The 21478-nt window shown below is 47.4% G+C and carries 18 protein-coding genes, 17 tRNA genes and 3 rRNA genes; 33 read left to right on the plus strand and 5 right to left on the minus strand.

Annotated features, from left to right (window positions below; translation table 11 throughout):
• Positions 1–88: 88 nt before the first annotated feature.
• Complete coding sequence (locus tag JNUCC31_RS16195) at positions 89–760, minus strand: phosphatase PAP2 family protein (protein WP_192272581.1); 672 nt, start codon at positions 758–760, stop codon at positions 89–91.
• Positions 761–1141: 381 nt separating this feature from the next.
• On the opposite strand from JNUCC31_RS16195, the gene JNUCC31_RS16200 reads away from it, so the two are divergent.
• The 4 genes from JNUCC31_RS16200 (at position 1142) to JNUCC31_RS16215 (ending at position 3226) form a co-directional block, all read left to right on the plus strand.
• Positions 1142–1843, plus strand: coding sequence for a CPBP family intramembrane glutamic endopeptidase (locus tag JNUCC31_RS16200; RefSeq protein WP_228469677.1), 702 nt, complete (start codon positions 1142–1144; stop codon positions 1841–1843).
• Positions 1844–1985: 142 nt separating this feature from the next.
• Positions 1986–2222, plus strand: a complete 237-nt coding sequence (locus JNUCC31_RS16205; RefSeq protein WP_192272585.1) for a DUF6953 family protein — start codon at positions 1986–1988, stop codon at positions 2220–2222.
• A gap of 385 nt (positions 2223–2607) precedes the next feature.
• Positions 2608–2808 carry a cold-shock protein gene (locus JNUCC31_RS16210; RefSeq protein ID WP_024633772.1) on the plus strand — a complete coding sequence of 67 codons (201 nt, stop codon included), beginning with the start codon at positions 2608–2610 and terminating at the stop codon, positions 2806–2808.
• Positions 2809–2998: 190 nt separating this feature from the next.
• Positions 2999–3226, plus strand: coding sequence for a cold-shock protein (locus JNUCC31_RS16215; RefSeq protein ID WP_024633773.1), 228 nt, complete (start codon positions 2999–3001; stop codon positions 3224–3226).
• 389 nt (positions 3227–3615) lie between these two features.
• On the opposite strand, the gene JNUCC31_RS16220 is transcribed toward JNUCC31_RS16215, so the two are convergent.
• Positions 3616–3963, minus strand: a complete 348-nt coding sequence (locus JNUCC31_RS16220) for a hypothetical protein (protein ID WP_192272587.1) — start codon at positions 3961–3963, stop codon at positions 3616–3618.
• Between the two features lie 164 nt (positions 3964–4127).
• Between JNUCC31_RS16220 and JNUCC31_RS16225 the strand changes: the two genes are divergently transcribed.
• Positions 4128–4868, plus strand: a complete 741-nt coding sequence (locus tag JNUCC31_RS16225) for a class I SAM-dependent methyltransferase (protein ID WP_192272589.1) — start codon at positions 4128–4130, stop codon at positions 4866–4868.
• 183 nt (positions 4869–5051) lie between these two features.
• Here the strand turns inward: JNUCC31_RS16225 and JNUCC31_RS16230 are convergent, their stop codons facing one another.
• A complete protein-coding gene (locus tag JNUCC31_RS16230) occupies positions 5052–5696 on the minus strand; it encodes a GntR family transcriptional regulator (protein ID WP_192272591.1) in 645 nt (214 codons plus the stop codon).
• A gap of 327 nt (positions 5697–6023) precedes the next feature.
• Between JNUCC31_RS16230 and JNUCC31_RS33375 the strand changes: the two genes are divergently transcribed.
• The 27 genes from JNUCC31_RS33375 (at position 6024) to JNUCC31_RS16355 (ending at position 18163) form a co-directional block, all read left to right on the plus strand.
• Positions 6024–6245, plus strand: coding sequence for a hypothetical protein (locus JNUCC31_RS33375; RefSeq protein ID WP_228469678.1), 222 nt, complete (start codon positions 6024–6026; stop codon positions 6243–6245).
• Position 6246: 1 nt separating this feature from the next.
• Positions 6247–6483 (plus strand): type 2 periplasmic-binding domain-containing protein, encoded by a 237-nt coding sequence (locus JNUCC31_RS33380; RefSeq protein WP_267132511.1) that lies wholly within the window; start codon positions 6247–6249, stop codon positions 6481–6483.
• Complete coding sequence (locus tag JNUCC31_RS33385) at positions 6464–6691, plus strand: hypothetical protein (protein WP_228469679.1); 228 nt, start codon at positions 6464–6466, stop codon at positions 6689–6691. Before JNUCC31_RS33380 ends, JNUCC31_RS33385 begins: the two co-directional genes overlap by 20 nt.
• 136 nt (positions 6692–6827) lie before the next feature.
• Entirely contained in the window at positions 6828–8021 is a 1194-nt protein-coding gene (locus tag JNUCC31_RS16240) for an ornithine--oxo-acid transaminase (protein WP_192272593.1), read from the plus strand.
• A gap of 52 nt (positions 8022–8073) precedes the next feature.
• On the plus strand, positions 8074–9042 hold the full coding sequence (rocF, locus tag JNUCC31_RS16245) for an arginase (protein ID WP_228469680.1): 969 nt from the start codon (positions 8074–8076) through the stop codon (positions 9040–9042).
• A gap of 661 nt (positions 9043–9703) precedes the next feature.
• Positions 9704–11255 (plus strand): 16S ribosomal RNA (locus JNUCC31_RS16250).
• Positions 11256–11593: 338 nt separating this feature from the next.
• Positions 11594–14518: ribosomal RNA gene (locus tag JNUCC31_RS16255) — 23S ribosomal RNA — on the plus strand.
• A 79-nt stretch (positions 14519–14597) separates the two neighbouring features.
• Positions 14598–14714 (plus strand): 5S ribosomal RNA (rrf, locus tag JNUCC31_RS16260).
• The 16S, 23S and 5S rRNA genes sit together here with 17 tRNA genes alongside, the layout of an rRNA operon.
• Before the next feature lie 59 nt (positions 14715–14773).
• A tRNA-Ile gene (locus tag JNUCC31_RS16265) sits at positions 14774–14847 on the plus strand.
• Between the two features lie 28 nt (positions 14848–14875).
• Positions 14876–14951: transfer RNA gene (locus JNUCC31_RS16270), tRNA-Ala, on the plus strand.
• 1 nt (position 14952) lies between these two features.
• Positions 14953–15028 (plus strand) — tRNA-Asn (locus JNUCC31_RS16275).
• Between the two features lie 3 nt (positions 15029–15031).
• Positions 15032–15123: transfer RNA gene (locus JNUCC31_RS16280), tRNA-Ser, on the plus strand.
• A 17-nt stretch (positions 15124–15140) separates the two neighbouring features.
• Positions 15141–15212 (plus strand) — tRNA-Glu (locus JNUCC31_RS16285).
• A 7-nt stretch (positions 15213–15219) separates the two neighbouring features.
• A tRNA-Val gene (locus JNUCC31_RS16290) sits at positions 15220–15295 on the plus strand.
• Positions 15296–15315: 20 nt separating this feature from the next.
• A tRNA-Met gene (locus JNUCC31_RS16295) sits at positions 15316–15389 on the plus strand.
• A 27-nt stretch (positions 15390–15416) separates the two neighbouring features.
• Positions 15417–15494: transfer RNA gene (locus JNUCC31_RS16300), tRNA-Asp, on the plus strand.
• A gap of 144 nt (positions 15495–15638) precedes the next feature.
• Positions 15639–15714 (plus strand) — tRNA-Thr (locus JNUCC31_RS16305).
• A gap of 97 nt (positions 15715–15811) precedes the next feature.
• Positions 15812–15887, plus strand: a tRNA-His gene (locus JNUCC31_RS16310).
• An 11-nt stretch (positions 15888–15898) separates the two neighbouring features.
• Positions 15899–15973 (plus strand) — tRNA-Gln (locus JNUCC31_RS16315).
• Positions 15974–15982: 9 nt separating this feature from the next.
• A tRNA-Lys gene (locus tag JNUCC31_RS16320) sits at positions 15983–16058 on the plus strand.
• A 9-nt stretch (positions 16059–16067) separates the two neighbouring features.
• Positions 16068–16154: transfer RNA gene (locus tag JNUCC31_RS16325), tRNA-Leu, on the plus strand.
• A 9-nt stretch (positions 16155–16163) separates the two neighbouring features.
• Positions 16164–16238, plus strand: a tRNA-Gly gene (locus tag JNUCC31_RS16330).
• Positions 16239–16244: 6 nt separating this feature from the next.
• Positions 16245–16321 (plus strand) — tRNA-Arg (locus JNUCC31_RS16335).
• A gap of 16 nt (positions 16322–16337) precedes the next feature.
• A tRNA-Pro gene (locus JNUCC31_RS16340) sits at positions 16338–16411 on the plus strand.
• A 9-nt stretch (positions 16412–16420) separates the two neighbouring features.
• Positions 16421–16491, plus strand: a tRNA-Gly gene (locus tag JNUCC31_RS16345).
• Between the two features lie 87 nt (positions 16492–16578).
• On the plus strand, positions 16579–17217 hold the full coding sequence (locus JNUCC31_RS16350; RefSeq protein WP_192272595.1) for a pentapeptide repeat-containing protein: 639 nt from the start codon (positions 16579–16581) through the stop codon (positions 17215–17217).
• Positions 17218–17554: 337 nt separating this feature from the next.
• Positions 17555–18163 carry a short chain dehydrogenase gene (locus tag JNUCC31_RS16355; protein WP_228469681.1) on the plus strand — a complete coding sequence of 203 codons (609 nt, stop codon included), beginning with the start codon at positions 17555–17557 and terminating at the stop codon, positions 18161–18163.
• A gap of 170 nt (positions 18164–18333) precedes the next feature.
• Here the strand turns inward: JNUCC31_RS16355 and JNUCC31_RS16360 are convergent, their stop codons facing one another.
• A complete protein-coding gene (locus JNUCC31_RS16360; RefSeq protein WP_192272597.1) occupies positions 18334–19194 on the minus strand; it encodes a CYTH domain-containing protein in 861 nt (286 codons plus the stop codon).
• A gap of 145 nt (positions 19195–19339) precedes the next feature.
• Positions 19340–20248 (minus strand): LysR family transcriptional regulator, encoded by a 909-nt coding sequence (locus JNUCC31_RS16365; RefSeq protein ID WP_192272599.1) that lies wholly within the window; start codon positions 20246–20248, stop codon positions 19340–19342.
• A gap of 169 nt (positions 20249–20417) precedes the next feature.
• On the opposite strand from JNUCC31_RS16365, the gene JNUCC31_RS16370 reads away from it, so the two are divergent.
• On the plus strand, positions 20418–21434 hold the full coding sequence (locus JNUCC31_RS16370; protein WP_192272601.1) for an ABC transporter ATP-binding protein: 1017 nt from the start codon (positions 20418–20420) through the stop codon (positions 21432–21434).
• Positions 21435–21478 lie beyond the last annotated feature (44 nt).

Consider the following 21478-nt stretch of genomic DNA (forward strand, 5'->3'; position numbering starts at 1 on the left):
CTTAAATCACTCAAAAAAAAGAGGGCCTCGGCCCTCTTTTTGGTCTCAGGACAGTCGAATAACTCCTGCCTTTGTAATATAAATCACATTAAGCATTGCTGCTTGTATTTGTAGCCGTGATTGGCTGCTTTGCTTTTTTGCTTGCCAAACCTGTGCGAACCGCAAAAACATGCACAGCCCAGTAGGCAGCTTCAGCGAACAGAATTCCGCCTGCTACATCCAGCAGCGAATGCTGCTTCACAAATACCGTTGAAGCAATGATCAACCACAGCCATATCGACCAGGAAATCCGGGCCAGCGGTTTGAAGTTCAAGTGGCGATTGATGATAATGAAGAGAAGATAACTTGTGAGACAGTGTATACTCGGAAAACAGTTAAATGGAGCATCATTGGTATAGATGAACTGTACAAGCGTACTGCTTAGACCCGTTCCAATCTCTTCCGGACGCGGCACGTAAGTAGGGAAGACCGCAAAAACGACGTTGGCCGCGATCACACCTACGTTATAGGTAATTAGCATACGCCAGAATAGCGATTTGTTCGTCAGACCCAAATAAAGAAATCCAAGATACAGAATCGGCATCCAGCTGACGTAAGGATAAATAAATTCTTTGATAAAAGGAATCTGTGTATCAATCCATGCATAATTGTAGAAGACATCGCTTCCGGTGTTACTGCCCAACAATACATAAATGGAGCCTTGAAGCGGTATACATAAAATGGCCAGCAAATGTCCCCAGCGCAGAAATAATGCTTTCATAGTATCCCCCTGATTTCATTTTCATTGCACAGTTTGATCTTAACTCTTCATATATAAGACGTTGCAGATGAGGAGTATCCCTGCAGCGATTCGTTTCATTACTACTATAATGGACAGATAAGCAGTTGAGCCATACCTGATTGTAAGGTAAAAGCTGTAAGAGGAATTCTCTTTTTTGTTACTTTTATCATTTTATCCAAAAAAGGATATCTGAATATTCGTAAATATGATACAACTAAATTGTCATATCAAGTTCATGTGACAACGACTAAAAATGAAATGAGGCTGGTACACTCGATGAAAACCCCGCACTCCAGGCAAAACCAATCCTTCTCCTCGGGGAGACCCGTGCTAGCGGTAGTCATAATTGAACTGCTTCTCTTGTTGGCAGTATTTGCGGCCGGAGCCGTTGCAACCGTGAAGCAACTGGATTACACATCACCTGTGCTTATGTCGTTTACTCCAATTGCTCTTGTACTCATCATCTATCTAACGATGCGCCGTAAGTGGGGAGATACCGGATTCCGCTCCTTAAGAGCCATCTCGGCAAGTCATGCAAAGTATTATATTCCGCTACTCCTTGTACTGGGTACTCTCGTGCTAAAAGGATTTACAGAATTAACCCCTTCCAAGGTGACTTTTTTTATCTGCTTCACTTTGCTTGTCGCCTTTGTAGAGGAAACGATCTACCGTGGACTTATTTTCAAAATATTGCTTCGCAAGAGTGCGGTTGCTGCAGTCGTCACTTCAAGTGTGTTGTTTTCAATCACACATATCATGAATGCACTATCCGGTCAGAGTATGGCAGATACGATGTTGCAACTGATCTATGCATTGCTGCTTGGAGCGGCGCTTGCGCTGTTGATGTTGAAAAACGGAAATATCGTACCGCTTATCCTGTTCCATTTCATACATAATTTGATTCAATTCCTTGGCAATGACCGGCAAGATGCCGGAACGCTTCCTTACGATCTCTTCATATTGGCTGTGTTGGTTGTTCATTGCGTATGGTTAACATTTAGCGTTCGAACGAAGTCATCTTCTTCAGAGAGTAGTACACCGGGGGGTTCTGTGGTGCATTAAAAGGGTCTGAATTGATTGCTGCATAACTCTGTTTACCGCCAGCCATGGGATCGTGGTATACTTCAGTCTGGCGGCATGACAGGCTTGTTCATAATCGGAAGCCCGTCCCATCCGTACAAAGGATAGATGAATAGGTGATATTGTGGAAAAGACAGCACAGGCAGTGGCTGAATGGATGGTACAGGAGATCAAATTCACCGGTACGCTTCATCAGGAAGCTGCAATTGAATATGTAAAGTCCCATTTTGGAGAAGAATTTGTATTTGTGAATGAGAATGGAAATGCTTCTTTATCAAAAGAAGTGAAGAAAGCCTTTCGCAAGTTGCACCGTGGGCAAATTGCTTGGGATCGGGATGCCTTCATGTGGGCGTGGACTTAGTTTGTATCAAGTAAATTGAGCTTTCATGTTGGTATTGGATATGCATGTCAAAAAATTTTATAGAAAATGTATAAGTTGGTTCGGATCTGCATATCCTTTCATAAGACCGCAATGAGCGGCAGGGCAAGCAACAAACCTTGTTCCAGTGCGTGCCAATAACATGTATTTCCAAAGCTGTTTGAAAAGAAAATACAAAGATTTGCTTTTTGGTGGAAACGGAGTTATAATAAAAACAAGTTGTAGAGAGTGGAAAACCTAATTCACATATTGTAAAGGGCGATCACTTATAGGTTATGACTGGTACCTTTTTCAATGTGTGAATTTTTATTTGCTTGCTGCAAAGAACAAAGGAACATGTTAATCTTTATTTGGAGGTGTAATTCACATGCAAAACGGAACAGTAAAATGGTTCAACGCTGATAAAGGCTTCGGTTTCATCGAAGTTGAAGGCGGAGAAGATGTATTCGTACACTTCAGCGCTATTACAGGCGAAGGCTTCAAAACGCTGGACGAAGGTCAACGCGTGCAATTTAAAATTGTACAAGGAAACCGTGGTCCTCAAGCAGAAGAAGTTGTAAAACTGTAATTAAAGCATAGCTGCCTTTAACATGTTATAATGGTAAAGGCAGCTTCTTTTTTTTGAGCAGTTATAAATGTAAGTCGGCCCAATAGTTGTCGAGACAGAAGTCCAGGCAGGACAAAACTTCTGCTAAGTAGTGGCTTCTGTGAAATAACGTCGGTTTAGATGTTTTTCCATAACAAAGGGGGTAGAAGTCATGTATAATCGCAAAAAACCGTTGGAAGAGATTCCACAAGCGGATGCGGCAATCTGGGAATGTACGAGTGATACGTGCAAAGGATGGATGCGGGACAATTTTGCGTTTGATAGCGTGCCTACTTGTCCGATATGTGCTTCTGAGATGGTTAGCACGACCAGGATGCTGCCATTGCTTGAAAATTCGAATAGCAATCTGAAAACGATGCCTAAAGGAAATCGGATTTAACATAGCTTACCCGCCTCTAACGAGGTGTTTTTTTTTAAGTTGAACCTGACATCTTGCATAAAGGTAAGGGTATTAAATATGAAGTTCCGGCATTCGTTTTTGGCGAATGCCTTTTTTTACGATTTTTTTCAAGTGTCCAATGATGAATAGGGATATAAGCAATTTATATTTCAGTAAATTTGTTGACGCTTACACCACTCCGCTGCTGGATTAGAATATGTGGAATCCAATGATAGTAGATTGTAACAGGGCATCCAGGAAGCTCCGCCGGTGAAGGTGTTTCTATACAAACTGCAACAGTGGCTGAAGAAGAAACCTTAGGCTGTGCTAAAGAATACAAAGAACCTTCTCGCATGAAGCGAGAAGGTTCTTTGTTCTGTCTGGAGAGTTTAGATAAACAGGAATGGCAGCAGAAACAGCGTTGCTACCAGAGCCAGTTCGATTCCTGCTCCATAGCCGTAACCCCTACCGTATCCTCCATAACCATATGGACCGTAGGCCGAAGATTTAACTTTCTTTGTTGCAACTGCATTTTTCTTGCTGCTTTTTACAAGCTGCTGTTTAGATTTGACTGAACACAGCCGTGGTCCTTGGAAACATCCGTTCAAATAAATTTTGCCATCACGACATTGACCAAGCGTACCATACATATGCCTACCGTCGTTCATAACGAGACAAACGGAACGTCCAACGTGCGGAGAAACCGTTTCTTCACATATCGGATTAATTCTGTACATGTAAATCCTCCTCATTAGGTGCGGTTGCCGCTTGAAATCAACGGTTTGTATATCATAGTAAAGAGAGGACGAATTGGTATGGACGAGTACCCGGGATTTATATAGGGAGGAGCCGTTTTTCAGTCTGCTCCATACACTGGAGGGAGTGAAAGGGAGGGGATGTCATGGATTATCATGATTTGCTGGCCCGGCTTGGGGAGGGGAGTGCCCATCCGGGAGGGTTCACGGCGACGATGCAGCTGCTGGATAAGCTGTCTTTGCCTGCGCAAAGTAAGGTGTTAGAGGTGGGATGTGGTACAGGGAGGACGGCTTGTTATCTGGCTCGAAACGGTTATCGGGTAACTGCGGTTGATCTTAACCGACAGATGCTGGAGAAAGCGGTGCGACGTGCCCGGCGAGAACGTCTGGATATTCGTTTTATTCAGGCGGATGTGAAATCCTTGCCTTTTCCAGATCATTATTTTGATGTGATATTTGTCGAGTCTGTTACGATCTTCACTCATTGGCGCAGCGCACTTGCGGAATATAGAAGGGTTTTGAAGCCGGGAGGTCTCTTCATTGATCGAGAAATGATATTGTCTGGGAGGAAGACGGAAATGATGAGCCGGAGGCTCAAACAATTTTATGGAATAAAGACACTCGCAACTATGACCACATGGAAAAGACGCCTTAAACAGAGCGGATTCACTTCGGTATTGATAAAAGAAAAATCACGCTCTATGGAAATGTGGGGGACAGATCATGATCCTCATCGAGAGATGGACGTAACTCTGTTTGAGAATGAACAAGTACAGCGTATGAGCCGCACAAATGATCGTTTGCTTCTGAGATACCGCAAAAGACTGGGCTATGCTGTCTTTGAAGCGAGAACACCGATGGATAACGTTCGTAAACAGAACGTATAGGATTATCTGTTGGCGGAGAGGTCGCTCCAATAACGGATGTGAAAACGTTAGCTGATTCAAAACGGGCATCTAAAAAAGGCACCCCGCTCTTAAAGTGGAGGTGCCTTTTTCCATGTTCTCAGGCTTGAAGTCCTGTTCAGTCAGTTATAAAGAAACGTTCACTCAAGACTGGGGATGAGCCCATTACAGCATATCGTTGTCAATGATGCGCCAGTGGTGCTTCAGCAGTGCCTCCAGCTGCAGTTTATCCTTTGCCCGAAAAGCGCTAACGATTTGACGATGCTCTTCATTTACTTCATTGAGCACACCAGATAGCTTCGGCTTGTTGTCGCTAACATAAGACTGTCGTATAAAGCTGTTTTTCAAGGTGTTTAACATCTCGATGACAGTGGCGTTGCCGCAGCGCTGGATGTACAGGTTATGAAATTGATATTGATTTTTACTGTAAGCAGCCAGATCAAGCTGGGTAATATCTTCATCCATCCGTGCGACAAGGGTTTCCATCTCCAGGAGTTCAGACGGTTTGAGTTGATCGGCCGCAAGCGTGGCGGCCAGTGCTTCGAGCGCTCCGATCGCCTGGGAGAACTCGAGTTTTTTGCCAGCATCAAAAGGAGTGACGATAAACCCCCTGCGTGGGATGTATTGCAGAAGATTGTCAGAAGCGAGTTGGAATAAGGCTTCCCTAGTAGGCGTACGACTAATGTCCAACTTTTTGCAAATCTCCGCTTCATTAATCTTCTGATTGGGAAGTAATGTCCCGTCCTGAATTTTCTGCGCGATGTAATCGTAAACGTGATCTTTCAAGGACCGGTATTTGGGTGCTTCCATACCGAATCCCCCCTTCTGTATATAGTGATGATTGGATGTATGAGGGCGTGAGTCCCTTAATGGTGCGCCGTTCGGGAGTTTCAAGTTTTTATCATCTTAACACCGAGGGGGGAGTTGGGCAAGCAAACTTAATGATCCGAGCGGTGTTAGATATATGTGAAGTGAATAACTTTTTATGGAATATCATCTTGTAAATGTGTTAAATATATTGCCACACCAGAGAATGTTTGTTAGTATTACTTACATAAAAGCCCATATATTGGATTGTGTATATTGTATACAAAATTTACGTCTTTATCATTTCACAATAGAGCAGGAGTATGACGTGTGAAAAGAGTGCTTTTGTCAGCGATGCTGTTGTTAATGGTGATGGTTATGTCTGCTTGCGGACAGGAACAAACGACGGGTACCGGATTGGAATCTTATCCATCTGCGGAAAATGGCGCCGCAGAGAAGAAAGTGATCGTGCTTGGCACCAGTGCAGACTACACACCTTATGAATTTCACAAAAGCATTGATGGCAAAGACACTATTGGCCTCACTGGATAATTTGTCGGGCAAACAGGTAGGTGTACAGAAAAGCTCCATTCAGGAAGGGATTGCTCAGGACATTCAAGGAGCCAAACTTACTTCTCTTGCCAAAATCCCCGAATTGATTCTTGAATTGCAGACTGGACGGGTAGATGCACTTATTCTGGAAAAACCGGTTGCACAGCAGTCATGGCATGACACTTCGCTACATTATACTGCCACAGGCGTTTCGGAATATGCTCCCAGCTATAGGTAATGAATTCATTATTATTATTATTAAAGACTCTTCGCTTGTTTCCATGATCGGGATTGCCGAAATTATTTACACGGCCAGAGCCGTTCAGGGTGTTACCTTCCAGCCGATTGCCCCACTCCTTGTTGCAGCTGCGATATATTTTATAATCACATGTACACTGGCTAACCTGCTTACCTGGCTGGAACGCAAGCTCTCCACATCCCGTTAATACAAATTATATGCGAGAGAGAAGAAAGATTAGGTAATTGCGGAAAAAGCGAGCAGGAGTCGTAAATGGTCGTGGCGAAGCATACATTAATATTGTATTTTGTATACAATATAATCAAAGGAGGAGATGGGGGTATATGTCGGATTCGAAAATGTTAATGGATTGGTCGGAACGTTATGCTGCACCTAATTATCATCCACTCCCTATCGTCATAGAGCAGGCTGAGGGAGTATGGGTTGAGGACCCGGAAGGTCGCCGTTACATGGATATGTTGAGTGCATACTCGGCATTGAATCATGGGCACAGACATCCGGCAATCATCCAGGCGCTGAAGGATCAGGCGGATCGGGTAACATTAACATCACGGGCATTTCACAGCAGTGCTGCCTCCCATTTCTATCAGAAGCTCTCGCACTTTACCGGAAAATCCAAGATTCTTGCCATGAACACGGGAGCTGAAGCTGTTGAAACAGCCGTGAAAGCAGTGCGGAGGTGGGCTTATCGTTGCAAAGGTGTTCCTGAGAATCAGGCTGAAATCATCGTATGCTCTGGTAATTTTCATGGAAGAACTCTGACGGTTACCTCTTTCTCATCTTCAGCAGAGTATAAAAAAGACTTCGGACCGTTTACCCCCGGATTCAAAATCATTCCTTATGGCGACAATGAAGCGCTGAGGCTGGCCATCACACCGAACACGGCCGCTTTTCTTGTGGAACCCATTCAGGGCGAGGCTGGTATTGTCATTCCGCCTGAAGGTTATCTTGCCGAAGCCTTTACGCTGTGCAAACAGCATCGGGTGCTGACTGTGGCGGATGAAATTCAGACTGGATTCGGACGAACAGGACGCCGGTTTGCCTCTGATTGGGAGGGGATTGAGCCGGATATCTGGATTATGGGTAAAGCGCTGGGTGGGGGAGTGATGCCCATCTCGGCTATTGCTGCTAATGCAGAAATACTGGATTTGTTTGAACCTGGCTCTCATGGCTCCACATTTGGGGGTAACCCACTGGCTTGTGCCGTGGCTGTCGCAGCATTGGAAGTTCTGGAGAATGAAAAGCTTGCGGAGCGCTCGGAGCGCCTGGGGAATTATTTTATGAAAAAGCTTCAGGGACTTCAAAGTTCGGCTGTACGTGAAATTCGTGGTAGAGGATTGTTTATCGGTGTGGATCTGCATGTGCCGGCACGTTCATATTGTGAGAAATTAATGTCTGTCGGTCTGCTCTGTAAGGAAACCCATGATACAACGATTCGTTTTGCTCCGCCGCTGACCATTACGGAGACTGAGATCGATTGGGCGTTGGAACGAATTACTCAGGTGTTGGGTGACTGAATACTTTTCATTCTTTGAATACTTCATATAAGCAACGAAGGAGCTGGCCTACATGGGAATCAATGATATGGAATCTGCCGGATTGCTGAATGCTTTTAATGAAACAAGTCAATCGCTTTTGCGTCATCATGATGTTGCCATCATTAAGGTTCCTTTTGGATTAGGCGGGGCACGAGGTGGGGCCGAGTTAGGTCCGGATGAACTAATTACAGCCGGGCTGAAACGAGAAATTGCTAGCCTTGGGTTGAATGTATCAAAAGAGATACGTGTCGATTGTCCCTCAGAGTCTGTTGTTCCAATTGAACGCAATCGTGTAAAATATGTCTCCGAGGTTACCCAGGTGAGCGAGAGAGTGTGCAATGAAGTATCTGATGCGATAGCAGGAGGAGCTTTTCCGCTTGTTCTGGGTGGGGATCACAGTGTAGCCATAGGTTCTCTTGCCGGGTTGTCTGCGCATTATTCCAATCTGGGTGTAATCTGGTTTGATGCCCATGCAGATTTGAATACGGAAGAACGTAGTCTGTCTGGAAATATGCATGGGATGAGTGTGGCTGCCGCTTTGGGGCATTCTGCATTTAATTTGTCTCATATTCCGTATGCGGGGCCGTTTGTTGATCCTTCCAATCTGGTCTATATTGGCTTGCGTGATCTGGATGCATATGAGAAAGAACGGATTAGAAAGCTTGGTATCAAAAGCTTTACGATGCACGATATTGATCGGATAGGTATACAACAAGTTGTTGAACAAGCGTTGGCTGTGGTGGGTGAAGGGACGGATGGCATTCATATTAGCTTTGATATGGATTGTCTTGACCCGCGTGAGGCTCCAGGTGTAGGGACACCGGTACCAGGGGGATTGAATTACCGTGAGGCCCATTTTGCACTAGAACTACTCGCTTCCACAAACCGCATCACGTCTATGGATTTGGTGGAGGTTAACCCGTTGTTCGATCAGAACAGGCACACGGCCCGCCTTGGTGTGGAGTTAATTGCTTCATTACTGGGCAAACGAATTTTATAGTCATCAAAAGATTGGATTATATAGACGCTAAGGTTATATAAGAGCCAGGGTCTGTCTCGTCCGTACCATTCAATCAATTTATTGGAGGTAGGTGTGACTTCCCTGGTTATGGTTATTGGTTGTAGTTACTCGAGTGTTGGACGGAACTATAACTCCTAATTTGTTTATATATACTCCATAACGAAATACGAAGTAACACTCCGTCTATCTTCGCGGCCTATACAATATCAGCAACTAATCTGTAGGCACTGTATTATAGAAGAAAGGGATTCGGAATTAATAGATAAGAATATGGATTTAAACTTTATTGAAAATAAGGCTTGCAATCGAAACTTGTACATGGTATATTCTAATTCCGGCCAAGAAAACACAAGAAATTCGGTGCGGCAAGCAAATCAAATAAGCTTCGAAAGAAACTTAAAAAAAAGAGCTTGCAAAGTTGGTTCGGATGTGATAAGATATAAAAGTTGCTGTGGTGAACAATGAACGACAGCGAAACAAGTTTGATCTTTGAAAACTGAACAACGAGTGAGTAACGATCTTGCTTGCAAGATCGACGCTGAGAAATCGGTACACGTTTTCGGACGGTATGGTTTTGAAGCACAAATGAGATTTTTAATCTCGTCAGATTCAAAATGAGCTTATCGCTCTTTTCAATACTTTATTGGAGAGTTTGATCCTGGCTCAGGACGAACGCTGGCGGCATGCCTAATACATGCAAGTCGAGCGGACCATCTGAGAAGCTTGCTTCTCAGATGGTTAGCGGCGGACGGGTGAGTAACACGTAGGCAACCTGCCCTCAAGTTTGGGACAACTACCGGAAACGGTAGCTAATACCGAATAGTTGTTTTCTTCGCCTGAAGGAAACTGGAAAGACGGAGCAATCTGTCACTTGGGGATGGGCCTGCGGCGCATTAGCTAGTTGGTGGGGTAACGGCTCACCAAGGCGACGATGCGTAGCCGACCTGAGAGGGTGATCGGCCACACTGGGACTGAGACACGGCCCAGACTCCTACGGGAGGCAGCAGTAGGGAATCTTCCGCAATGGGCGAAAGCCTGACGGAGCAATGCCGCGTGAGTGATGAAGGTTTTCGGATCGTAAAGCTCTGTTGCCAGGGAAGAACGCTTGGGAGAGTAACTGCTCTCAAGGTGACGGTACCTGAGAAGAAAGCCCCGGCTAACTACGTGCCAGCAGCCGCGGTAATACGTAGGGGGCAAGCGTTGTCCGGAATTATTGGGCGTAAAGCGCGCGCAGGCGGTCATTTAAGTCTGGTGTTTAATCCCGGGGCTCAACCCCGGATCGCACTGGAAACTGGGTGACTTGAGTGCAGAAGAGGAGAGTGGAATTCCACGTGTAGCGGTGAAATGCGTAGATATGTGGAGGAACACCAGTGGCGAAGGCGACTCTCTGGGCTGTAACTGACGCTGAGGCGCGAAAGCGTGGGGAGCAAACAGGATTAGATACCCTGGTAGTCCACGCCGTAAACGATGAGTGCTAGGTGTTAGGGGTTTCGATACCCTTGGTGCCGAAGTTAACACATTAAGCACTCCGCCTGGGGAGTACGGTCGCAAGACTGAAACTCAAAGGAATTGACGGGGACCCGCACAAGCAGTGGAGTATGTGGTTTAATTCGAAGCAACGCGAAGAACCTTACCAGGTCTTGACATCCCTCTGACCGGTACAGAGATGTACCTTTCCTTCGGGACAGAGGAGACAGGTGGTGCATGGTTGTCGTCAGCTCGTGTCGTGAGATGTTGGGTTAAGTCCCGCAACGAGCGCAACCCTTGATCTTAGTTGCCAGCACTTCGGGTGGGCACTCTAAGGTGACTGCCGGTGACAAACCGGAGGAAGGTGGGGATGACGTCAAATCATCATGCCCCTTATGACCTGGGCTACACACGTACTACAATGGCCGGTACAACGGGCTGTGAAGCCGCGAGGTGGAACGAATCCTAAAAAGCCGGTCTCAGTTCGGATTGCAGGCTGCAACTCGCCTGCATGAAGTCGGAATTGCTAGTAATCGCGGATCAGCATGCCGCGGTGAATACGTTCCCGGGTCTTGTACACACCGCCCGTCACACCACGAGAGTTTATAACACCCGAAGTCGGTGGGGTAACCGCAAGGAGCCAGCCGCCGAAGGTGGGATAGATGATTGGGGTGAAGTCGTAACAAGGTAGCCGTATCGGAAGGTGCGGCTGGATCACCTCCTTTCTATGGAGAATCGTTTCCTGTAACGGAAACATTCAAATACAAGTCTTCAGGAAGCATGCTTCCGAAGCGAGCTTTACTTCGTAAAGCTTTTCACTCACTCGTTGCTCAGTTTTGAGAGCTCAAACTCTCAAACAGCTTGCTTTTGCATGGAGCTTGTTCTTTGAAAACTAGATATCGAAACGAAAAATGCGAATTAGAACATTCCTTTTTAGCTGAACTTGTGTAAACAAGTTTCAATAAATAGTGAAAACTGCATTGCGATGGTATCGGATGGGAGCGACTTTTGGCTTTGCGTAAGCAAAACAAGGGAAGCGAGCAGTCGAAACCGGAGCAAATATGGTTAAGCTACTAAGAGCACACGGAGGATGCCTAGGCGCTAGGAGCCGATGAAGGACGTGGCGAACAACGAAACTGCCTCGGGGAGCTGTAAGCAAGCTTTGATCCGGGGGTGTCCGAATGGGGAAACCCAGCTGGGGTAATGTCCAGTTACTCACAACTGAATACATAGGTTGTGTAGAGGCATACCAGGGGAACTGAAACATCTAAGTACCCTGAGGAAGAGAAAACAATAGTGATTCCGTCAGTAGCGGCGAGCGAACGCGGAGAAGCCCAAACCAGAGAGCTTGCTCTCTGGGGTTGTGGGACGTCTCACATGGAGTTACAAAGGAGCCGGTTAAACGAAGAGGTCTGGAAAGGCCCGCCAAAGAAGGTAAAAGCCCTGTAGTTGAAAGTCTGCTCTCTCCGAGACGGATCCCGAGTAGTGCGGGGCACGTGAAACCCCGTATGAATCCGGCAGGACCATCTGCCAAGGCTAAATACTTCCTAGCGACCGATAGTGAAGCAGTACCGTGAGGGAAAGGTGAAAAGCACCCCGGAAGGGGAGTGAAATAGAACCTGAAACCGTGTGCTTACAAAAAAGTCAGAGCCCGTTTTAGGGGTGATGGCGTGCCTTTTGTAGAATGAACCGGCGAGTTACGTTCCCGTGCAAGGTTAAGGTGAAGAGCCGGAGCCGCAGCGAAAGCGAGTCTGAATAGGGCGAATGAGTACGTGGACGTAGACCCGAAACCGGGTGATCTACCCCTGTCCAGGGTGAAGGTGCGGTAACACGCACTGGAGGCCCGAACCCACGCACGTTGAAAAGTGCGGGGATGAGGTGGGGTAGCGGAGAAATTCCAATCGAACTCGGAGATAGCTGGTTCTCCCCGAAATAGCTTTAGGGCTAGCCTCGGAAAACAGAGTCGTGGAGGTAGAGCACTGATTGGGTGCGGGGCCCGCAAGGGTTTACCAAGCTCAGTCAAACTCCGAATGCCATAGACTTACTTCCGGAGTCAGACAGTGAGTGCTAAGATCCATTGTCAAAAGGAAACAGCCCAGACCATCAGCTAAGGTCCCCAAGTGTGTGTTAAGTGGGAAAGGATGTGGAGTTGCACAGACAACCAGGATGTTGGCTTAGAAGCAGCCACCATTGAAAGAGTGCGTAATAGCTCACTGGTCGAGTGACTCTGCGCCGAAAATGTAACGGGGCTAAACACACCACCGAAGCTATGGCTTGATGCTTGCATCAGGGGTAGGGGAGCGTTGTATAAGGGTTGAAGGTGTACCGTAAGGAGCGCTGGACATTATACAAGTGAGAATGCCGGTATGAGTAACGAAAAGATCAGTGAGAATCTGATCCGCCGAAAGCCTAAGGGTTCCTGAGGAAGGCTCGTCCGCTCAGGGTAAGTCGGGACCTAAGGCGAGGCCGAAAGGCGTAGTCGAAGGACAACAGGTCGAAATTCCTGTACCACCGTAAGCCGTTATGAGCAATGGGGGGACGCAGCAGGGTAGTGACGCGGACTGATGGATGTCCGTCTAAGCAGTGAGGCTGATGTGTAGGCAAATCCGCACATCGTAAGGCTGGACTGTGATGGGGAGCGAAAATTATAGTAGCGAAGGTCATGATCTCACACTGCCAAGAAAAGCCTCTAGCCAGGTGATGGTGCCCGTACCGCAAACCGACACAGGTAGGCGAGAAGAGAATTCTAAGGCGCGCGGAAGAACTCTCGTTAAGGAACTCGGCAAAATGACCCCGTAACTTCGGGAGAAGGGGTGCCCCGGTAGTGTGAATAGCACGAGGGGGCCGCAGTGAAAAGGCCCAAGCGACTGTTTAGCAAAAACACAGGTCTGTGCGAAGCCGTAAGGCGAAGTATACGGGCTGACGCCTGCCCGGTGCTGGAAGGTTAAGGGGAGCGGTTAGGAGCAATCCGAAGCTGTGAACCGAAGCCCCAGTAAACGGCGGCCGTAACTATAACGGTCCTAAGGTAGCGAAATTCCTTGTCAGGTAAATTCTGACCCGCACGAATGGCGTAACGACTTGGGCGCTGTCTCAACGAGAGATCCGGTGAAATTTTAATACCTGTGAAGATGCAGGTTACCCGCGACAAGACGGAAAGACCCCATGGAGCTTTACTGCAGCTTGATATTGAATTTGGGTACGATCTGTACAGGATAGGTGGGAGCCTTTGAAACGTGAGCGCCAGCTTGCGTGGAGGCACCGTTGGGATACCACCCTGATCGTATCTAGGTTCTAACCTGGTACCGTAAATCCGGTGCGGGGACAGTGTCAGGTGGGCAGTTTGACTGGGGCGGTCGCCTCCTAAAGAGTAACGGAGGCGCCCAAAGGTTCCCTCAGAATGGTTGGAAATCATTCGAAGAGTGCAAAGGCATAAGGGAGCTTGACTGCGAGACCTACAAGTCGAGCAGGGACGAAAGTCGGGCTTAGTGATCCGGTGGTACCGCATGGAAGGGCCATCGCTCAACGGATAAAAGCTACCCTGGGGATAACAGGCTTATCTCCCCCAAGAGTCCACATCGACGGGGAGGTTTGGCACCTCGATGTCGGCTCATCGCATCCTGGGGCTGAAGTAGGTCCCAAGGGTTGGGCTGTTCGCCCATTAAAGCGGTACGCGAGCTGGGTTCAGAACGTCGTGAGACAGTTCGGTCCCTATCTGTCGTGGGCGTAGGAAATTTGAGAGGAGCTGTCCTTAGTACGAGAGGACCGGGATGGACGTACCGCTGGTGTACCAGTTGTTCCGCCAGGAGCACCGCTGGGTAGCTATGTACGGAAGGGATAAGCGCTGAAAGCATCTAAGCGTGAAGCCCCCCTCAAGATGAGATTTCCCAGTATGTAAGACCCCTTGAAGACGACGAGGTAGATAGGCTGGGGGTGGAAGTGCAGCAATGCATGGAGCTGACCAGTACTAATCGGTCGAGGGCTTATCCAAGTTGCAGGTTGTAATCGCAGGTTTCGTTTCGGATCTAGTTTTCAGAGAATAAACTCTGAATGTAAGGCTAAGCTAAGCGTTTGGTGGCGATGGCGGAGGGGTTCCACACGTACCCATCCCGAACACGACCGTTAAGCCCTCTAGCGCCGATGGTACTTGGACCGCAGGGTCCTGGGAGAGTAGGACGCCGCCAAGCGAATTCCCTTTGGGGTATTTTTTTTGCCCCCCTTGTAAGGAAAAAAGGGATACATATTAGGGCCCTTAGCTCAGTTGGTTAGAGCGCACCTCTGATAAGGGTGAGGCCGGTGGTTCGAGTCCACCAGGGCCCATAGTAATACCAGATATACTAAAGTATATGGGGCCATAGCTCAGCTGGGAGAGCGCCTGCCTTGCAAGCAGGAGGTCAGCGGTTCGATCCCGCTTGGCTCCACCATTCCCTGATAGCTCAGTTGGTAGAGCACTCGACTGTTAATCGAGTTGTCACAGGTTCGAGCCCTGTTCGGGGAGCCATATGGAGAGGTGTCCGAGCTGGCCGAAGGAGCACGATTGGAAATCGTGTAGGCGTCACAAGCGTCTCGAGGGTTCGAATCCCTCTCTCTCCGCCAGATAAATTTTATAACAAGGCCCGTTGGTCAAGGGGTTAAGACACCTCCCTTTCACGGAGGTAACAGGGGTTCGAATCCCCTACGGGTCATAAGTATGGAGGCTTAGCTCAGCTGGGAGAGCATCTGCCTTACAAGCAGAGGGTCGGGGGTTCGATCCCCTCAGCCTCCACCATATAGTTTTCTGAATAACGACGCGGGGTGGAGCAGCCCGGTAGCTCGTCGGGCTCATAACCCGAAGGCCGCAGGTTCAAATCCTGCCCCCGCAATTATACTTTCTTCATTGAAAGTGATCTGGAACCGTGGTGTAGTTGGCCTAACATGCCTGCCTGTCACGCAGGAGATCGCGGGTTCGAATCCCGTCGGTTCCGCCATCTTGATTTTTGCTTCAGGGATGAGAATCCGTTTTTGGGTTCGTCGGAGCATTCACTTCGAGAGCATCAGCTTCGCAGTCTCGAACGAAGTGAGAGTATCCCGTCGGTTCCGCCATTTTTAATCAAGTTTCACATTTACACCGTGCCGGTGTGGCTCAACTGGTAGAGCAACTGACTTGTAATCAGTAGGTTGGGGGTTCAAGTCCTCTCGCCGGCACCATTTATTGCATTTGCCTCTGAACCTATACTACAATGTATATTACAGGTACAGAAGGGAATACTGAGATACTCTCAGCGAATGTAAGGGATAGCTTATGGCGATCGTGGCGAAGTGGTTAACGCACCGGTTTGTGGATCCGGCATTCGGGGGTTCAATTCCCCTCGATCGCCCCATGTTTTCTTAATGGGGATTAGCCAAGCGGTAAGGCAACGGACTTTGACTCCGTCATGCATAGGTTCAAATCCTATATCCCCAGCCATTTTATTTTGAGTCATTAGCTCAGTTGGTAGAGCACCTGACTTTTAATCAGGGTGTCGAAGGTTCGAGCCCTTCATGACTCACCATTATATTTTGCGGTCGTGGCGGAATTGGCAGACGCGCACGGTTCAGGTCCGTGTGGGCTAACCCCCGTGGAGGTTCGAGTCCTCTCGACCGCACCAACTATTTTTGCGGACGTGGCTCAGCGGTAGAGCATCGCCTTGCCAAGGCGAGGGTCGCGGGTTCGATTCCCGTCGTCCGCTCCAATATTTGCGCCCTTAGCTCAGCTGGATAGAGCGTTTGACTACGAATCAAAAGGCCGGGAGTTCGAATCTCTCAGGGCGCGCCATTATTTTCATAAGTATCGGGATGTAGCTCAGCTTGGTAGAGCACCTGGTTTGGGACCAGGGGGTCGCATGTTCAAATCGTGTCATCCCGATCTTTATATGCGGGTGTAGTTCAATGGTAGAACTTTAGCCTTCCAAGCTAATAGCGTGGGTTCGATTCCCATCACCCGCTTCATGGTAACATCAAAAAGAGCTCTTGCTTACTGCAAGGGCTCTTTTTGATATAGTAATTGTAAATATGAAAATAGTGGGAGGGCTTATGAAAAATAAAATAGAAACGCCAAAGATTCCCTTGGAGCTGGAAGACTTATCGTTAGCCTTAGAAGCGTGGGAGAGCAAGGAAGAAATTAAGCAAAGTCGATTCAGTAATATCTTGATTGAACATCAGAGCGCCAGCAGGGTTTCATTTGATAAAGTGATTTTTGAGAATGTGATATTCAGCGAGTCCTCTCTACCGGAAGTGGAGCTTACCGATGTGATCTTTGATAAATGTGATTTGTCCAATATGAACTTTAATGGTTCTTTCCTTCATCGGACAGAATTTAGAAACTGTAAAATGCTTGGTACCAATTTCGCTAATAGCAGGCTTCAAAATGTAAGCTTTCAAGGCTGTGTAGCGGACCTTTCTTTATTCCGGTTCTCCAAGTTTAAACAGGTGAAGTACACGGAATGTTCTTTGGTGAGCAGCGATTTTTTTCAAGCAACACCACAGAAATTGGGGTTCTCTGAATGCAACATGGACCAGGCCTTTTTATCGGGTGTAAAGCTTAAGGGAATGGACCTCAGTGATTGTACCTTTGACAGCTTACATGTGGATATTGAAGATCTGGATGGATGTATGATCTCCGATGCACAGGCCGCTTCTTTCGTTGGGTTATTAGGATTAATTGTGAAATAGCCTTAGCCCTGCGTGAACTCGTAGTGAGAGATTGAATTCGCTCGCATTCGAGCTGTCACTTCCCTTATTTTGCTTGCGCAAAGCCAAAAGTCGTTCCATTTCGATCACTTGCTCATGCAATCTACCGTTTTATTGAAGCTTGTTTTCACAAGTCCAGCTAAAAGGAATGTCCTCATTCACAAGATTCGATTCGTTATCTAGTTTTCAAAGAACAAGCTCCATGCAAAAGCAATTGGCTATTTCTATAGTCAGCCGTTTGATTATGTGAGTGATCTTTGTTTAAATGAAGAGATCAACTAATCAAGAATTTCATGCTTTCACTGATAAAAGGAGGCGTATGATGAAAAGGGCTCTGGTTATTGGAGGAAATGGGACATTAGGCAAGGCCGTTGTTGCGAAGCTTAAAGAATATTCTGTTGAGGTAGTTACAGCCGGCAGGCAATCCGGAGATTATCAGGTGGATATGACCTCGACAGAGAGTATTACATCTCTCTTTGAAACGGTAACTAATATTGATTACGTCATTGTTGCTGCAGGCCAGACCCATTATGCGAAATTGGAAGAACTGACACCTGAGAACAACATGATTAGTGTACAGGGCAAATTACTCGGTCAGGTGAATATCGTGTTGATTGGACAGCACTATATTAACGACAAGGGGAGTTTTACGCTGGTCAGTGGCATTATACAGGACCATCCCATTCTGAAAGGCGCGTCCAGTGCTATGGTTAATGGTGCAATCGATTCATTTGCCAAAGCAGCAGCGTATGAGCTGCCCCGAGGGATACGTCTGAATTCCGTTAGTCCTAACCTGTTTGTTGAATCGGCGGAAAAATATAAAGGTGTGTTTATCGGATTTAATCCGGTGCCTGTGGAACGGGTCGCCAATACGTTTATCCAGAGTGCACTTGGGATCGAAACCGCCCAGAACTTTAAAATATACTAACTGTAAGGAATAGTAAATAAAAAGGAGATCAACAGAATGTTCCTGTTGATCTCCTTTTGTTTTGAATGAAAAAGAGCTGAGACTTTGAGTTATGGGGCAGACAGGCCCCTCTCCTACAATTAATGCAGGAAAAGAGGCCGGGGATAGATAGATTATTCATTCTGGAGCGATCAGTATCTTTCCAGAATCGTTTGTGTTTTCAGGCCATCGGCAGGTATAAGCCAGTTTTTGTTCTGGAGGACTTGCAGCAACTGGGCACGAAGTCCGGATACGGCTACAGCATCATCGGTTTTGAAGGAGATCTCTACCATGTTCTCAATACCTGTACCTGCTGCGTTACGGATTGGCCATACTTCAAGCGTAAGCTCTTGCCCATTCCATGTGCCTTCATAGCGTTGGAACGTTATTGGGCCGTAGGCGCGGGCTTGGGTGAGTTGTTGTTTACCCCAGTTGGAGGAGGACCAATTTTTTAATTTGCCAGGCAGCTTGTCCAATAACATGCTCAAAGCTTCCTGCTGTGATGGAAGTTGAACGCCTGTGGCTTTGGTATCCACCTTTTTGGTGTTGGAGAAGCTCAACGTTTGTTTGCCATATCCCCAGTCAATCTCAGCTTCATAGTTATCATCTGACGCATCAAATCCCTCTTGGTTAGCCAGAGTCAGCGCTGCATTAACATCGCCATTGATGACAGGATAACGCTTTTTATAAGTCAATTCATAATTGTTCTTGTCATCCTTCTTCCGAAAACGAACATCCCATCCCGCTTGATTCAGATTCAGGGAATTGGTATCAAAATACTCTGCACTAATGTTTCTTGCTGTGGAACTCAGGCCGAGTGTCTGAATGACTTCACTGCGTGGTGTCCCATCTGTGTTCAATACCAGTTCCGGCTTAGCCAGGAACTTCACTTCATAAGCTGGAACGGCATTGGCTGCTGCTGAAGCCTGTGGTGCTTCCAGAAACGTCAGTCCACTTCCCAATGTCACGATGCTCAGCATGAATGAGGCAGTTACCTTTTTCCATTTTTTCAAAACCAATCACTCCCTAGGCTGGATTAATGTACAGACTCACTTTATCCCCTGAGTATGTGAAAGCGATTAAATGGAAGGGCCCGTTGCGTTAATCCTGCATAGATTTGATGAATGCCAAGCGATAGTTTATATGGGACAGCAGGGATTATGAGCTGAAAAGAGAGAAGCTGTGACTCAAGTCCTGCAGTACTTCTTTGAAGCGATCGACTTGAACTGAAGGATGACGATCTTTATTGTGGACGGTGTAAATATGCCGCGGAGCTTGCTCCCCCGGAATGGGGAGGACCTTGATCAGCCCATGCTGCTCTTCCCACTTTACTGCCATTCGTGACATGAACGAGATATGACCGCCGAGTAGAACCAACTGCTTAATCGCCTCCAGAGAGTCCATCTCAACGGTGCTACGCAGACGAATATCATGTTGCTCCAGCCATTGGTTGGTTAAACGGCGAGTACTGGATTCATTCCCATGCAGCGCAAAAGGAACCTGTGCCATATGCTCGGGTTTCAATGCATCCCTTTGAGCCAAGGCATGCTGTGGAGAGCAGATTAATACCAGATCATCCTTACACAACGTTTCTGCTTGCAGTACTGGCCCTACAAACGGTTCGGAAGAGATTACACCCAGATCAATCTGATGGCGGATCAACATTTCGCGGATAATGGGTGAAGGCTTGACCGATAACATCATTCGAATACCGGGGAATTCTTGAGAAAATGTATTCAAAATAGGTGGCAACAGATACGTTGCAGGTACATAGCTCGCTCCAATGTGCAGGGTGCCCCGATATAGGCTGTCATATTCCTTTACTACTCGGCGTGCCTCCTGGGTCAGGGCATTAATTTTGACGGAATAATGTAAGAGGGCTTGTCCAGCCTCGGTGAGAAATGTCTTTCCACTACGCGATTCGAATAATCGCACTCCCATCTCCTCCTCCAGGGACTTCATATGAAAGGTAACGGTAGGCTGCTTGATCCCGAGAAGCTCGGCCACACTGGTCATATGATGATGCTTATCCATGAGTTCAACAATTTGCAGTTTAATCAGATTCAACGAACTCAACACTCCTCTCCGGTAACTTGAATCACCTTATATAGATTTAATCTATGAACATCAACAGAATTCATCTAAAAAGTTAATTCCAATTTTACATTCCTAACATACAACTCACGACAGCGGACGTTAGACTGAGAACAGTACAAGAAGACAGGCAGGGATGCTTATGAAAATGGAAATTAGGGGAATTCAAAAATCATTCAATCGCACTCCCGCGCTGCTGCCCACGGATCTAACGCTTCAGCATGGACAGTTTACGACACTGCTCGGCCCATCGGGCTGCGGCAAAACGACACTGCTGCGCATGCTGGCGGGGCTGGAGCAGCCGGATGCGGGAGAAATCGTCGCGGATGGCAAGAGTTTCTACTCGGCAACGAAGCGGATAGATGTACCGACCCATAAGCGTAATCTGGGTATGGTGTTTCAGGATTTTGCACTATGGCCGCATATGACGGTGTACGAAAATGTGGCGTTCGGCCTGAAGGCCGGAAAGCAGAAATTGGATCTGCGCCAGAAGGTGACCGAAGCACTTGGCATGGTTCGCCTGCAAGGCATGGAGGATCGGTATCCTCATCAGCTGTCAGGAGGACAGCAGCAACGGGTTGCTTTTGCCAGAGCGGTAGCGGTGAGACCGGGTATTATCCTGTTCGATGAGCCGCTAAGTGCGCTGGATGCCGTGCTGCGGGAAGAGATGCGAATTGAGATGATGTCATTGGTGCGGGATATGGGACTGACAGCCCTGTACGTCACCCATGATCAGGTTGAGGCGATGTCGATGTCAGATGAGATTGTGGTGATGGAGAAGGGACGGATATTGCAAAAAGGAACCCCGGAAACGATCTACGCATCGCCAAGCGATCCCTTTGTTGCTTCGTTTATCGGAAAGTCCAACTGGCTTACGCCTAATCAGTCCATGGTGAGACCGGAACATGTCTCCTGGAGCAAAACAGGTCATGATGATCTGTGTTATCAGGCGGTAGTGCTCAGCGTCAGTTATGTAGGAGAGCGTTATGAAATTCGGGTACAGATGGAGGGGCTGGGTGTGTGGACAGCCTATCTGGATCGAAGAGTGCGTGTCGGGGAAAACGTCCAGCTCTATGTGTCCCCTGAGCGGATCTGTCGCATGAACGGGCAAGAAAGCCCGGATGTGAAGCGGCGAGAATTCATAGCAGCAGCTAACTAACCAATAAGGACAGCGTGAGTTTGCAGAAACTTGAATACGAATAT

Source organism: Paenibacillus sp. JNUCC-31, assembly GCF_014844075.1.
In the GTDB taxonomy this organism is placed as follows: domain Bacteria; phylum Bacillota; class Bacilli; order Paenibacillales; family Paenibacillaceae; genus Paenibacillus.

Excerpts from the sequence above, each read along its gene's own strand:
- JNUCC31_RS16210 (WP_024633772.1), top strand. The coding sequence starts at position 2,608 with ATGCAAAACGGAACAGTAAAATGGTTCAACGCTGATAAAGGCTTCGGT.
- JNUCC31_RS33385 (WP_228469679.1), top strand. The coding sequence starts at position 6,464 with ATGCTCCCAGCTATAGGTAATGAATTCATTATTATTATTATTAAAGAC.
- JNUCC31_RS16355 (WP_228469681.1), top strand. The coding sequence starts at position 17,555 with ATGATGAAAAGGGCTCTGGTTATTGGAGGAAATGGGACATTAGGCAAG.
- JNUCC31_RS16370 (WP_192272601.1), top strand. The coding sequence starts at position 20,418 with ATGAAAATGGAAATTAGGGGAATTCAAAAATCATTCAATCGCACTCCC.
- JNUCC31_RS16215 (WP_024633773.1), top strand. The coding sequence starts at position 2,999 with ATGTATAATCGCAAAAAACCGTTGGAAGAGATTCCACAAGCGGATGCG.
- JNUCC31_RS16230 (WP_192272591.1), bottom strand. The coding sequence starts at position 5,696 with ATGGAAGCACCCAAATACCGGTCCTTGAAAGATCACGTTTACGATTAC.
- JNUCC31_RS16195 (WP_192272581.1), bottom strand. The coding sequence starts at position 760 with ATGAAAGCATTATTTCTGCGCTGGGGACATTTGCTGGCCATTTTATGT.
- JNUCC31_RS16225 (WP_192272589.1), top strand. The coding sequence starts at position 4,128 with ATGGATTATCATGATTTGCTGGCCCGGCTTGGGGAGGGGAGTGCCCAT.
- JNUCC31_RS16240 (WP_192272593.1), top strand. The coding sequence starts at position 6,828 with ATGTCGGATTCGAAAATGTTAATGGATTGGTCGGAACGTTATGCTGCA.
- rocF (WP_228469680.1), top strand. The coding sequence starts at position 8,074 with ATGGGAATCAATGATATGGAATCTGCCGGATTGCTGAATGCTTTTAAT.
- JNUCC31_RS16350 (WP_192272595.1), top strand. The coding sequence starts at position 16,579 with ATGAAAAATAAAATAGAAACGCCAAAGATTCCCTTGGAGCTGGAAGAC.
- JNUCC31_RS16220 (WP_192272587.1), bottom strand. The coding sequence starts at position 3,963 with ATGTACAGAATTAATCCGATATGTGAAGAAACGGTTTCTCCGCACGTT.